Annotated in this window: 11 protein-coding genes; 2 read left to right on the top strand and 9 right to left on the bottom strand. The window is 70.5% G+C overall.

Annotated features, from left to right (window positions below; all coding sequences use genetic code 11):
- Position 1: 1 nt before the first annotated feature.
- From ACZ7M3_RS24475 to ACZ7M3_RS24465, 3 genes are all read right to left on the bottom strand, one after another.
- A complete protein-coding gene (locus ACZ7M3_RS24475) occupies positions 2-901 on the bottom strand; it encodes a J domain-containing protein (protein ID WP_351294439.1) in 900 nt (299 codons plus the stop codon).
- Positions 902-981: 80 nt separating this feature from the next.
- Entirely contained in the window at positions 982-2,529 is a 1,548-nt protein-coding gene (locus ACZ7M3_RS24470) for a DUF2252 domain-containing protein (RefSeq protein ID WP_472065673.1), read from the bottom strand.
- A 136-nt stretch (positions 2,530-2,665) separates the two neighbouring features.
- Positions 2,666-3,037 carry a winged helix-turn-helix transcriptional regulator gene (locus tag ACZ7M3_RS24465; RefSeq protein WP_095853641.1) on the bottom strand — a complete coding sequence of 124 codons (372 nt, stop codon included), beginning with the start codon at positions 3,035-3,037 and terminating at the stop codon, positions 2,666-2,668.
- Positions 3,038-3,142: 105 nt separating this feature from the next.
- Between ACZ7M3_RS24465 and ACZ7M3_RS24460 the strand changes: the two genes are divergently transcribed.
- The gene (locus ACZ7M3_RS24460) at positions 3,143-3,796 is read left to right on the top strand and encodes an FMN-dependent NADH-azoreductase (RefSeq protein WP_351532268.1); all 654 of its coding nucleotides are present in this window, start codon (positions 3,143-3,145) and stop codon (positions 3,794-3,796) included.
- A gap of 246 nt (positions 3,797-4,042) precedes the next feature.
- Here the strand turns inward: ACZ7M3_RS24460 and ACZ7M3_RS24455 are convergent, their stop codons facing one another.
- Complete coding sequence (locus ACZ7M3_RS24455; RefSeq protein ID WP_095853643.1) at positions 4,043-4,885, bottom strand: NAD(P)H-binding protein; 843 nt, start codon at positions 4,883-4,885, stop codon at positions 4,043-4,045.
- A 133-nt stretch (positions 4,886-5,018) separates the two neighbouring features.
- On the bottom strand, positions 5,019-6,053 hold the full coding sequence (locus ACZ7M3_RS24450; RefSeq protein ID WP_472065672.1) for a helix-turn-helix transcriptional regulator: 1,035 nt from the start codon (positions 6,051-6,053) through the stop codon (positions 5,019-5,021).
- A 133-nt stretch (positions 6,054-6,186) separates the two neighbouring features.
- Between ACZ7M3_RS24450 and ACZ7M3_RS24445 the strand changes: the two genes are divergently transcribed.
- Positions 6,187-6,777: a TIGR03086 family metal-binding protein gene (locus tag ACZ7M3_RS24445; RefSeq protein WP_472065671.1), complete on the top strand. Its 591-nt coding sequence runs from the start codon at positions 6,187-6,189 to the stop codon at positions 6,775-6,777.
- Between the two features lie 84 nt (positions 6,778-6,861).
- Here the strand turns inward: ACZ7M3_RS24445 and ACZ7M3_RS24440 are convergent, their stop codons facing one another.
- The 4 genes from ACZ7M3_RS24440 to ACZ7M3_RS24425 all read right to left on the bottom strand — a co-directional run bounded on the left by ACZ7M3_RS24440 (position 6,862) and on the right by ACZ7M3_RS24425 (position 12,518).
- On the bottom strand, positions 6,862-8,373 hold the full coding sequence (locus tag ACZ7M3_RS24440) for an FAD-binding oxidoreductase (RefSeq protein ID WP_472065670.1): 1,512 nt from the start codon (positions 8,371-8,373) through the stop codon (positions 6,862-6,864).
- 227 nt (positions 8,374-8,600) lie between these two features.
- On the bottom strand, positions 8,601-10,301 hold the full coding sequence (locus tag ACZ7M3_RS24435) for an NAD(P)/FAD-dependent oxidoreductase (protein WP_472065669.1): 1,701 nt from the start codon (positions 10,299-10,301) through the stop codon (positions 8,601-8,603).
- 110 nt (positions 10,302-10,411) lie between these two features.
- Positions 10,412-11,887, bottom strand: a complete 1,476-nt coding sequence (locus ACZ7M3_RS24430) for an FAD-dependent monooxygenase (RefSeq protein WP_355309881.1) — start codon at positions 11,885-11,887, stop codon at positions 10,412-10,414.
- Positions 11,888-12,122: 235 nt separating this feature from the next.
- A complete protein-coding gene (locus ACZ7M3_RS24425) occupies positions 12,123-12,518 on the bottom strand; it encodes a pyridoxamine 5'-phosphate oxidase family protein (protein WP_054237224.1) in 396 nt (131 codons plus the stop codon).
- Positions 12,519-12,563 lie beyond the last annotated feature (45 nt).

Below are 12,563 nucleotides of genomic sequence, written 5' to 3'. Positions count from 1 at the left end.
CCTAGCCGACCAGGCGGGCCAGCTCCTTCTCGCGCTCGTCGACCTGGGCCAGCAGCTGCTCGGCGATCTCGTCCAGGAGCTGGTCCGGGTCCTCCGGGGCCATTTTGAGCATGGCGCCGATGGCGCTCTCCTCCAGCTCGTGGGCGACCAGGGTCAGCAGTTCCTTGCGCTGGGCGAGCCACTCGAGGCGGGCGTAGAGCTCCTCGCTGCGGCTCGGCTTCCACTCCTCGGGCACCGGACCCGCCGCCCACTCCTCGGACAGCTCCCGCAGGAGGGCCTCGTCGCCACGGCTGTACGCGGCGTTGACCCGGGCGATGAACTCGTCGCGCCGCCTGCGCTCGGCGTCGTCCTGCGCCAGGTCGGGATGGGCCTTGCGGACCAGCTCACGGTAGAGCTGACGGGCCTCGTCGCTGGGGCGTACGCGCTGCGGGGGGCGTACGGGCTGGTCCGTCAGCATCGCCACCGCCTCGGGAAACAGTCCCTCGGAGTCCATCCAGCCGTGGAAGAGCTCCTCGACCCCGGGCATCGGCATGACCCGCGCCCGCGCCTCGTCCGCCTTGCGTATGTCCTCCACGTCGCCGGTGCGCGCGGCGACCGCCTCGGCGATCTGCGCGTCCAGCTCGTCGAGCCGCGAGTACATCGGGCCGAGCTTCTGGTGGTGCAGACGCGAGAAGTTCTCGACCTCGACGCGGAAGGTCTCCACGGCGATCTCGAACTCGATCAACGCCTGCTCGGCCGCCCGCACGGCCCGCTCCAGCCGCTCCTCGGGCCGCGCCTGCGCCTCGGGCGCCGCCTCCGGCGCGGACTCGTCGTGGGCATCCGCATCCCCGGCGCCCTGGGGCCGGGCATCCTCGGCCTGGGTACGGTCGGACTCGCTGTGCTCGGCTTCCGGGGTCGTCACCCGACCAGACTAGGCCACGGCCCCGCACGACTCGCGGCCTTCCCCCGGCCGGGACGGTGCGGCGGTGTCCCTCTTGTGGCTCACACCCCGAGCTCCGCCGCCAGCCGCCCCTGACTGACCGCCGCGACCAGCTCCGCGTGGTCCGCCTCCGTACGGTCGGCGTAGGCCACGGCGAACGAGGCGATGGACTCGTCCAACTCCTCACTCTTCCCGCAGTACCCGGCGATGAGGCGGGGGTCGGCGGTGTGGGTGTGGGCACGCGCGAGAAGGGCGCCGGTCATACGGGCGTAGTCGTCGACCTGGTCGGCGGCGAGGGCGGCGGGGTCGACGCTGCCCTTGCGGTTGCGGAACTGGCGTACCTGGAACGGGCGGCCCTCGACGGTGGTCCAGCCGAGCAGGATGTCGCTGACGACCTGCATGCGCTTCTGGCCGAGGACGACCCGGCGGCCCTCGTGCGGCACCTCCGGTATGGCGTGGCCGGCCGTCGCCAGGTGCGGGAGCAGCGCCGAGGCACGGGCCTCCTTCACCTGGAGGACCAGGGGTTCGCCACGGTGGTCGAGGAGCAGCACGACGTAGGAGCGGGTGCCGACGCTGCCGGTGCCGACGACGCGGAAGGCGACGTCGTGCACCGCGTACCGGGCGAGAAGGGGGAGGCGGTCCTCGGAGACGGTGGTCAGGTAGTGCTCCAGCGAGGCCGCGACCGCCGCGGCCTCCGCGTCGGGTACCCGGCGCAGCACCGGAGGCGCGTCCACGAAGCGGTGGCTGCCGTCCTCCGCCGGCCAGGTCGACTTGGCCGCGAACCGTCCGCTGGTGTTGGCCCGCGCCTTCTCCATGACCCGCTCCAAGGTGCCGAGCAGGTCGTGGGCGTCGGCGTGGGAGACGAGTTCCTCGTCCGCGATGGCGTTCCACGCGTCCAGCACCGGGAGCTTCGCGAGCAGCCGCTGCGTGCGTCGGTAGGCACCGACCGCGTCGTGGGCGGCCTTGCGACAGGTGTCCTCGTCCGCGCCCGCTTCCCTGCCCGCGAGCACGAGCGAGGTGGCGAGGCGCTTGAGGTCCCACTCCCAGGGGCCGTGTGCCGTCTCGTCGAAGTCGTTCAGATCGATGACCAGGCCGCCGCGCGCGTCTCCGTACAGGCCGAAGTTGGCCGCGTGGGCGTCGCCGCAGATCTGGGCGGCGATGCCGGTCGCGGGGGTGCGCGCGAGGTCGTAGGCCATGAGGCCGGCCGAACCGCGCAGGAAGGCGAAGGGGGTGGCGGCCATCCTGCCGACCCGTATCGGAGTGAGCTCCGGGATCCGGCCGAGGTTGGACTCCTCGACGGCGGTCACCGCGTCCGGCCGGCCGGCGTCGAAGGTCAGCTCCGCGTGCACGCCGCGCGGCACCCGTCGGCGCAGCGCCTTGCCCTCTTCCTTGGGTGCGGCCTGCACGGGCCGGCCCGCGAATCCCCGCACGCCGAAGACCCCGGAGACCCTGGACGCCTGCCGACCCTGTTCGCCCCGGCGGCTTTCTTCGCCCTGCCGGCCCTGTCCGTCCTGATGGCCCTGATGGTCCTGATGGCCTTGATGGTCCTGCCCGCCCGGCCGGCTCCGCTGGTCCTGCTGCGCCCGATCCGCTGCACCAAGATCCGTCATACCGACTGCCTCCCCCGTCACGCACGAACATCAACTCGTGATGACCGTACCGCCGGTGGCTGAAACGCGTCAGACCCTGTGGACAACTCCCAGCCTGTGGAAAACCCGGATCCTGCGCATCAGCCCCGGTCCAGGGTCACTTGCGGAGTTCGCCCGGGCACGGCGGGCTCCCCGGCAGGTGCTTCTCCGCCCAGGTTCCGAGTTCCAGGAGCGCGGGCTGCAGTGCGGCGCCCGCCTCCGTCAGGCCGTACACGACCCGCAGCGGAGGGCCCTCGTCGACCTCGCGGACGACCAGCCCCGCCGCGCCGAGTTCCGTGAGGCGGTCGGAGAGCATCCGTTCGCTGATGCCGGGGATCGCTCTGCGCAGGTCGGCGAAGTGCGCGGGGTGCGGCAGCAACACGGCCACGACCAGGCCGGTCCAGCGCTTCCCGAGCAGTTGGAAGACGCGGGCCATGCCGTCGTCGACCCTCTGGCACGGCCCTGCGTCGTGAGTCCCCGGCTCTGGCATGGGTCCAGGGTACTGTGTTCCCGTGGGGGGATGAAAAAAAGTAAGTAACTGTGTTATCTCTAGTCCAGTACAAAAAGTTCGCCCCCTTCTCCCTGGAGATTCCCCATGGCCACCCTCCTGCACGTCGACTCGTCCGTTTTCCCGGGCGCAGCCTCCGCCTCCCGCACGGTCACGGACGCGTTCCGCAAGGCCTGGGAGGAGCAGCACCCGCAGGGCACCGTGATCTACCGCGACCTCGCCGTGAACCCGGTCCCGCACATCACGGCCGACGCCCACACCGCCGGTTTCGCCCCCGCGGACGCGCACACCCCCGAGCAGGCCGCGGCCTTCGCCGAGCGCCTGACGTTCATAGAGGAGCTGGAGCAGGCGGACGCGATCCTGATCGGCGCGCCCATGTACAACTTCACGATCCCCTCGACCCTCAAGGCGTGGCTGGACCAGGTGATCCTCATCGGCCGTACCGCCATGAGCGAGGACTCGAAGATCAAGGGCACCCCGGTCACCATCGTCGCCAGCCGCGGCGGCTCCTACGCGCCGGGCACCCCGCGCGAGGGTTACGAGTACGTCCAGAACTACCTGGAGGCGGTCCTGCGCGACACCCTCGCCCTGGACGTCCACGTCATCGTGCCGGAGCTCACGATGGCGCCGCACAACCCGGCGATGGCCGACCTGATCCCGATGTACGAGGCCTCCCGCGCCAAGGCCGTCGACGAGGCGGTCACGAAGGCCAAGGAGTTCGCCGAGCGCTTCGCCGCGTAGCCCCTCCGGGGGAGGGCCTAATGAGCCCCTGCCTCGGTACACCCCCTTGAGGGCCTCGGTACACCCCCCATGAGGCGACGGCCCCGCAGGTTCGTGACCTGCGGGGCCGTCGCGTCGCACGGGCCGAGGGCCCATAGAACTGCTGTGCTGTATGGGCCGCCGAATGCCCACTGCCGCGGGGGATGGATCACAGCGGGCATCCGGCGGCGGTACCGGGGGACGAGCGGGCCGAGTGGGCCGAGCCCGCTACTTGAACGCCGGGAGGCTGCGGCTCACCCAGCCGGAGAAGGGGGCGGCCGGGCGGCCCAGGACCTTCTCCACATCGGGGCTGACCCGCTGTTCGGCGGGGAGCGGGGCGCCGAGGATGTCCAGCGTGCCGGGGATGACGTCCTCCGGCATGAACTGGGCCATGTGGGTGTGGGCGGCCTCGCGGGTCAGTTCCACGAAGGTCACTTCCTCACCGATGGCCTCGGCGATCACCTCGGCCTGCGCACGCGGGCTGACCGCCTCGGGGCCGGTCACCTCGTACGTACGACCGGCATGACCGTCCTCGCGCAGGACGACCGCGGCGACCGCGGCGATGTCCGCGGGGTCGACGACCGGCAGGGCCACGTCACCGAACGGGGCGAAGACCGTGCGGTCGGCGCGGACCGACTCGGCCCAGGCGAAGGCGTTGGAGGCGAATCCGCCCGCGCGCAGGATCGTGAAGTCAAGGCCCGAGCCGCGTACGGCCTCCTCGAACTCGCGCAGCCTGCCGTGCGAGGCGGAGTCGGGGCGGGTGGCGTTGATCTGCGAGGAGAGCAGGACGACCCGCTTGACGCCGGCGTCCCTGGCGGCGGCCAGCAGGTCGGTCGCGGCCTCGCCGTAACCGAGCAGTTCGCCGGCGAGCAGGATGAAGAAGGCGTCGGCGCCTTCGAGGACCGGCCGCATGCTCTCGGCGCTGCCGAGGTCGGCCTGGGCGTGGCGGACACCGTCCGTCGGGGAGGGCAGCGGGCGGCGCGAGACCGCCACGACCTGCTCCCCCGCCTCGGCGAGCGCCTCGATCAGCGGACGTCCGACATTTCCGGTGGCTCCGGTGACGACAATCATCAGAAGAACTCCCTAGTGCGTTAATTCGAACCAGTAATCAGCAGTCATCAGTTGCATCGGTGTGGGGATGGGAGTGGAGAAGGGGGCGGGGGGTGGGGGTCGGCGCAGGGATCGGTGTGGGGAAATCCGCCGGTCATCCGTGGTGGGCGGCCATGGCAGGGACGCTAACATCCTCCGTATAGTAGGTACCTAGAGGAAAGTGGCTATCCAAGCGAGTCTCTTCCTCGCGCCCGCCGTACACCGCGGTGAGCGAACGGCCCAGCCGCACGAGCGACTCCCGCGCCTCCGGAGGATCGAGCACCTCGACACGGCTGCCGAGACCGGCCAGTTGCGCGGCGAGCACCTCGACCGACGGACCGTCGGCCGTGAACTCGACCCGGCCGTCGATCTGGGCCTCGCCCGTCCGCAGCCGACCGCCCAGCAGTTGCCGCAGCACCGGCAGGGCGTCGCGGTCGGCCCGCGCCCGCACGGTCGCCGCGGTCAGCCGCTGTTCCACCTCGGCGGCCAACTCGCGCCAGGCTGCGGCGAGGTCGAAATTCTCCGGGCGCCGCACCGGCTCACCGGTCCTGGTCGCGGAGGTGACCCGGCCGAGCCGGAAGGTGCGCAGCCCCTCCTCGGTACCGGCGACGAGGTACCAGCGGCCGGCCTTCGAGACCAGGCCGAGCGGGTGCACCGTGCGCTCGCCGGGAGCCCGGTCGGGAGGGGCGTAGCCGAGCCGGACCTGTTCGCCGTCGAGCACCGCCCGCTCCAGAGTGTGCTGGTGGGGGCCGCCGCCGCCCGCCGTGCGCGACCAGTCGACACCGTCGATGAGGATGGCCTTGGCGGCCGCCTCGGCGTGCGGCCGCATGGGCGCGGGCACCGCCCGCATCAACTTCCGTAACGCGGCGCGCAGTTCGGGCGAAGCCGACAAAGGGCCCGCGGCCAGGAACAACGCCCCGATCTCCCGCGAGGTGAAACCGGTCAGATCGGTGCGGGCGCCGCCGACCAGGCTCCAGCCGCCGCCCCGGCCGCGCTGCGAGTAGACGGGGACACCGGCGGTGGTGAGGGCCTCCAGGTCGCGGCGCGCGGTGCGCTCCGACACCTCCAGCTCCTGGGCCACCTCGCGCACGGTCACCCGCCCGCGCGCCTGGAGCAGCAGCAGGGTCGCCACCAGACGGTCAGCCTTCACAACAACCGCCCCTCTCCGCGTTTTTGAGATGTTTTGAGCCAATACATCTATTTTCAGCAAGATCTGATGAGGCTTCAGAAATAGGCCACAAGATGACCTGTTTGACCTCGACGATGAAGACATGACTCAAGACATGGCTGACAGCACCAATCCCCCCGCCGACCCCCGTGGCGGCCTGTTCAAGGCCGTCGAGCTCACCGGACGTACGCTCGCCGCGCTGCGCCCCGAGCAGTACGACACCGTCACCCCGTGTCCCGACTACTCGGTCCGTGACATGGCCAACCACGTGGTGTCCGTGCTGCGCAGGGTCGCCGTCATGGGCGCGGGCGGCTCCTTCATGAGCGTTCCGCACTTCGCCCAGGACGTCCCCGACGGCGACTGGGCCAAGGCCTGGACGGAGGCGACGAAGGAGTTCGACGCGGTGTGGTCGGACCCGGCCGTACTGGGCCGCCAGATCGGTCTGCCCTGGGGCCCGGTTCCCGGGGTGGTCGCCTCGGTGATCTACACCAACGAGTTCGTGCTGCACGCCTGGGATCTGGCGAAGGCGACCGGTCAGAGCCCCGAGTGGGACCCGGAGATGCTCGCCGCGCCGCTGGCCAACATGCACCGGGCCGTGCCCGCGGAGCCCCGTGGCGGCCAGGTGCCGTTCGGTCCGGTGGTGGAGGTGCACGAGGACGCTCCCGACATCGACAAGCTGGTGGGCTGGTACGGGCGTCGTCCCTGACGGGGCGACGCGGCAGACGATCGAGCGGGCGGGCCGCCGGAGAACGATCCGGCGGCCCCTCCCCATGTCCGGGATCACGAAGCGTCAGGCTCCGATGCCCTGGGCGAACTTGAAGTAGCGGTACGGGTCGTACTTCGCCTTCACGACCTTCAGCCGCGCGTAGTTCTCGGCGTAGTAGGACTGCCGCCAGTTCGGCAGCTCCGCGTCCATCCAGTTCTGGTACGTCTCGCCGTTGGACAGCGGGTCGATGGTGTCGAACCCGTGGTCCACCCAGCTCGTGGCGACGGCCTGGGCCTCGGCGGTGACCTGGGCCGGGTCGTTGATCAGGACCCGGTAGTTGACGGAGAAGAGCGAGTCACGGTGCACGTACGCCGTGTCGGTGCGGGCCGGGTCGTTGGCCGCGCCCCCGAAGAAGTGGAAGTCGAGGTACCGGGCCTGCCCGGCCTTGCGGTCGGCGTCGAAGGCCGTCACCACGCTCGCCCAGTCGCTCTGCGCGTAGGGCGCGCTGCCCAGCCGGGTCCGCTCCAGACCGAAGGCCGGCCGGGTGAGCACCCCGCTCGGCGACTTCCCGGCGCGCTGGCACTGGTCCTGGCTCAGGGTGCTGCACCCGAAGATCATCATCATGACCTGCTGGTACGTCATGACCGCGTCCTGGCGGGCCGTCACCGCGCCGGTCAGCGACAGCAGCCGCGCCGCCTCCGAGGCCAGTTCGGCCGGGGTGCCGCGGGAGGCGAGGAAGACGTTGAGCGCCGGTACGGTGCCGGGCGCCGCGTCGGCCTGGACGAGGTAGGCGCCGCCGCCGATGGTGCGGGGGGCGTCCACCAGCCACTGGCCCACGCCGTGCAGCACGTCGGCCGCGCGGTCGTACGGGAAGATCAGGTTGCTGATGGCCATCTGGTCGCCCTCGTGCGGGGTGACCGTGAAGCGGGTGACGACACCGAAGTTGCCGCCACCGCCGCCGCGGATCGCCCAGAAGAGGTCGGGGTGGCTGGTCGGCGAGGCGGTCACCACACAGCCGTCGGCGAGGACCACCTCGGCCGAGGTGATCGCGTCGCAGGCCATGCCCGTCGGGCGGGTCAGGAAGCCGAAGCCGCCGCCCTGGAGGAAGCCGCCGGCCGACACGGTGGGGCAGCCGCCCTCGCTGACCACCAGGGCGTGCGGGGCGAGCGCGTTGAGTATCTCGACGTTCTTGGCGCCGGGGCCGATGTCGACGGTCCCGTTGCCGACGGTGATCGCGTTGAGCCGCGACACGTCGATGATCAGGCCGGGCGTGGTCGAGTAGCCCGCGAAGCTGTGGCCGCCGCTGCGGACGGCGGACGGGAGTCCGTTGTCCTGGGCGAAGCGCAGCGCGACGGAGACGTCGGAGGAGCTGACGCAGTACGCGACGGCCCGCGGGTTGACCGAGTCGAACTGGCCGAGTTCCAGCTGCTTGGCCACGCCGTAGCCGGGGTCGGTGGGCAGCACCAGCTGTCCCTGGAGCTTGCCGGCGAGGGTGCTCCAGGGGGCGGAGGAGCCTGCGGAGACGGGGCTGTTGGGCAGGACGGCCAGGCCGACGGCGGCGGTTCCCGCACCGATCAGTGCTCTACGAGTGATCACGGATGTCCCAAGGTTCTAGGAAACGGTGGATGTAGGTGGAAATCAGTGAGGGGGGAGACATGCAGAGAGGAGCAAGGGGGCCGGCGCCGGGCCCACGGGGGGAAGGTGGGCCCGGCGCCGGAACCGGGGGGAAAGTGGCTCTGTGAAGGCGGGCCCGGGAGGCCGGGCCTTCGAAGCGATGTCTTCGAAGCGGTGCCTTCGAGATGAGGCCTTGAGAGGGGCCGAGGTCAGGACACCTTGCGGCCGCGCACCCCCTGCTTGACGACGCCGGCCAGCATCGAGCGGCCGAGGTCGCGCATCTCCTTGGGGCCGGAGGTGCTGGCCCACCACATGAACTTCATCATCGTGGGGGTGGTGGCCCGGAAGAACCGGAGGTCCTCGGGGCCCTTCCAGCCGAAGGGCGTGTTGACGGACTCGCAGTCGCGGATCGCCTCGAAGACGATGTCCGCGGCCTTGTCACCGTCGATCTCGCCCGCCTCGTACCGCTCGCAGGTCTCGGCGGTGGTGTCGAAGAGGACCTTGAAGGCGTGGCTGTCCGGCCACCACAGGCCGGTGTAGGGCGCCTTCTCCATCTCCTTGAAGTGCCGGTCGTCACCGTCGAGCTGGAAGTTCTGGCGCGCCATGATCTGGCGCATGGTGGCCGGCGTGGTGAAGCACGCCCACACCCGGAACACCGCGTTCCACAGCCGGAAGTGGCTGAAGGCGATGTAGGAGCTGTTGACGATCTTGTCGTTGTACTCCAGGAGCCCCTGCTCCAGGCGCTCCACGTACTCGAAGCGCTCCTCCGTGAAGTCGTCCTCGCGCAGGGCGTCCAGGATCCGGTAGGCGAGGGCGTCGACGACCTCGAAGGTGTTGGACAGACCGCGCGAGTACAGCGGGTCGATGAAACCGGCCGCGTGCGACATCAGGCACCAACGGGCGCCGATGGTGCGCTTGGAGGAGTACTGGAGGCGGTCGGTGGAGACCCACTCGCGGATCCGCTTGGCGCCCTCGAACTGCCGCTTCACCGCCGGGTACATGTTGAGGTAGTGGTTGAACTCCTCGTCCGGCGTCATGTCCTTCGGCTTGGGGTACAGCCGCTCGTCGAAGGTCAGGCCGACACTGCAGGCCGGGTTCTTGGAGTCCTTGTAGTTGTCGAACGGGATGATCCAGAACCAGCCCCGCTCGATGAGGTGGTGCAGGGTGCCGCCGTGGAAGGGCGACTCGGCGGGCGGGCGCAGCGCCTCCGGGTAGTTGCACACGTCGTCGTACGGCTTGATGCCGACGTAGTGCGTGAACAGTGAGCGCGCGTGGTGCTTGTGCCGGGGCGGGTTCTCGCGCAGGTCGAACTTCTGCGCGAGCGGGGAGCGGAAACCACTCGCGTCGATCAGGTACTTGGCCCGGAAGACCTCGCCGTTCCTGCCGGTGATGGTGACACCGTCGTCGTCGACGTCGAGGTCGGTGGCGAACCAGTTCTGGCGGAGCGTGCAGCCGTACTTGGCGGCGACGTTCAGGTAGTGCGAGTCCGTGTCCTGCCGGAAGAGGTGCACCGCCTCGGTGAGCATCTTCGGGATGACGAACATCGTCGCCTCGCGCGGGTCCGGCTCGCGGTTCGGCCGGTGCGTGACGAAGCCGAAGCTCTGCTTGCGACCGTGCGTCGGGCCGATGTGCTCGGTGACCGCCTTCACGTCCAGCATGTGCTTGATCTCGGGCACGTCGTAGCGCACGGCCAGAATGTGCAGCCACTCGACGAGCTGCGGGTTCTGGGACTCACCGACGGCGAACCTGGGGTGCTGACCCGCGTCGATGAGCACCACGTTCGCGCCCTGACGGGCCAGGATCGCGCCCATGATCGAGCCCGCGAGGCCCGACCCGAGGATGGCTACGTCGCATTCGGTCCACTCGGCGGCCTTGTCGGCCTTCTTCGCTTCCTCAGCCTTGGTGGGCAAGACCGCACTCCTCTTTCTCGTTTCACGGACGGGTCGGATGGGTGGCGCGCGTCCTACTGGAGGGATTCGGATCAACAGGTCGGATCAACGGGTCGGGTCGACCGGGGGCTTCAGGCGGCGGTGCCGGGCTCGCCGAACCACTGGGCGAGCGCGTCGGTCAGGCCGTCCGTGGAACCGTCGGCGCCGACCCAGGCGATGTAGCCGTCGGGGCGTACGAGGAGGTCGGCGGCCGGGGCGGCGGCGTCGGGCCGGGTGGCCGTGACGACGTCGACACGGTCGGACCAGGCGGCCGCGGCCTCGCGCAGCGCCGCGTTGTCGTGCAGGTCGAGGAGGACCGGGCGGCCCTGGTGCAGCAGCTCGTAGGTGGTGGTCTTCTCGTCGCCGACCAGCAGTTCCTGGTCGGGCAGTCGGCGGCCGAGCAGCGGGTGACCGCCCTCGACCGCGCTGTAGGTGATGTCCAGGCCGGTGACCAGGCCGACGAGGTGACGTCGTACGTCCTCGATCTGGACCAGTTCCGCGAACAGGTCGCGCAGCGGCTGGGCCTCGGGACCGCCGAGGTAGAGGGTGCGCTGGACCAGGGTGTTGTAGACGATGCGGGCGCCGACCGGGTGGCGCTCGGAGTGGTAGGTGTCGAGCAGGCCCTCCGGGGCGTGCCCCTTGACCGCGGCGGCGAGCTTCCAGCCGAGGTTGACCACGTCGCCGACGCCCGCGCTGATGCCCTGGGCGCCGATCGGCAGGTGGATGTGGGCGGCGTCGCCCGCGAGGAAGACCCGGCCCTTGCGGTACTCGGCGGCGTGCCGGCTGGCGTCGGTGAAGTAGCTGGTCCACAGCTGCTTGGCACCGCTGATGTCCTCGCCGGTCACCCGCTGGAAGGCGGCGGCCACCTCCTCGAAGGTGGGCGGCTCCTGGGTGGGGCGGACACCGGCGCCGCGCTCGAAGACCACCACGCGGGTGGCGCCCGGGCCGAGCGGCAGGACCACGACCATGCCGGCCTCGCCGACCTCACCGGTGGGGCGCAGCCGCAGCTGGACTCCGGCGACGTCCGCCATCTTCATCTCGATGGTGGCGCTGACGCCGGGGAAGTCGATCCCGGCCAGGTGGCGGACGGTGGAGCGGGCGCCGTCACAGCCGACGACGTACGCGGCGCGCAGCGTCTCGACGCCCTCCGGGCCCGCGACCTCGACCTGGACCCCGTTCTCGTCCTGCGTCAGGCCGATGACCTCGTGGCCCCGGCGGACGTCGGCGCCCAGACCCACGGCCCACTTGTTGATGATGGCCTCGGTGCGCGACTGCGGAACACCGCGGACACCGAAATTGCCGCCCTCGACAATGCGGTAGTCGATGGGGAGTCCACCGAAATGGCCGCCGGGTATGGTCTCCAGCGGACCGAAATCCTCGAGAAGGCCGCGCTGGCCGAATTCCTCGATCGTACGGGCGGAGAATCCCAGCGCACGGGACTGCTGCATCGGCTGTTCCAGCCGGTCGAGCACGATGACCGAGAGACCCGAGAGGCGCAGTTCTCCCGCGAGCATGAGACCCGAGGGTCCCGCTCCGGCAACGATCACATCGGCATTGAAGGCGTCCATATTCCCTCTCCCGCTGGCGTTTTCTCCAGTATTCCGAGGGCTCCCGGGAAGCTGAATGGCCGCCGATACAGAACTCTGACAAGTTCTGACAAGTTCGTCAGAGGCCCTGCAGCTACTGGGTGGTACCGGGTGGCGAGTAGCGGGCAGGTACGGGCGGAGCATGCGAGAGGGTGCCGGAAGCGTCTTCCGGCACCCTCTCGACCCGTATGTGCTCCGGGAGTTCGCTACGGGCCGTTCAGTACAGGCCCATCACGCGGTCGACCGCGATCTCGATGACCGCGAGGCCCGGGGGCTGCGGCGGCTGGGACCAGTACCGCTTGGCGTAGCGGCGCATCCCCTCCACCACCCGGGGCGGGTCGGTGGAGACGGTGGCCGGGCCCTCCAGGGTGATCCAGCGGGGGCCGACCAGCTGGCACACGGCGGCCCGGCCACCGGCCCTGGCTAACAGGTTGCGGGACTTGCGGCGGTGCACCGTGGTCATCACCCGGGCCAGGCCCGCCTCACCGTCCCAGGTGAACCGTACGGGCGCGACGTGCGGCGTGCCGTCCGGGCGAAGGGTGGTGAGGGTGCACAGGGCGTTCTCGGCGAGGAACTCCTCCGCCGCGGCGGACAGGGGCAGGGGTTTGGACATGGCCGGGTCCGTTCTTCCGTCGTCCGACTTCGGTCTCTGGTCTGC

Source organism: Streptomyces sp. NPDC111656 (assembly GCF_055656965.1).
The sequence above is the reverse complement of the archived record's forward strand: the minus strand, read 5'-3'. Positions and strand labels throughout refer to the sequence as shown.

Bases quoted from the DNA above. Each gene is read 5' to 3' on its own strand.
- ACZ7M3_RS24470 (WP_472065673.1), bottom strand. From the start codon at position 2,529: ATGACGGATCTTGGTGCAGCGGATCGGGCGCAGCAGGACCAGCGGAGC.
- ACZ7M3_RS24465 (WP_095853641.1), bottom strand. From the start codon at position 3,037: ATGCCAGAGCCGGGGACTCACGACGCAGGGCCGTGCCAGAGGGTCGAC.
- ACZ7M3_RS24460 (WP_351532268.1), top strand. From the start codon at position 3,143: ATGGCCACCCTCCTGCACGTCGACTCGTCCGTTTTCCCGGGCGCAGCC.
- ACZ7M3_RS24455 (WP_095853643.1), bottom strand. From the start codon at position 4,885: ATGATTGTCGTCACCGGAGCCACCGGAAATGTCGGACGTCCGCTGATC.
- ACZ7M3_RS24445 (WP_472065671.1), top strand. From the start codon at position 6,187: ATGGCTGACAGCACCAATCCCCCCGCCGACCCCCGTGGCGGCCTGTTC.
- ACZ7M3_RS24430 (WP_355309881.1), bottom strand. From the start codon at position 11,887: ATGGACGCCTTCAATGCCGATGTGATCGTTGCCGGAGCGGGACCCTCG.
- ACZ7M3_RS24425 (WP_054237224.1), bottom strand. From the start codon at position 12,518: ATGTCCAAACCCCTGCCCCTGTCCGCCGCGGCGGAGGAGTTCCTCGCC.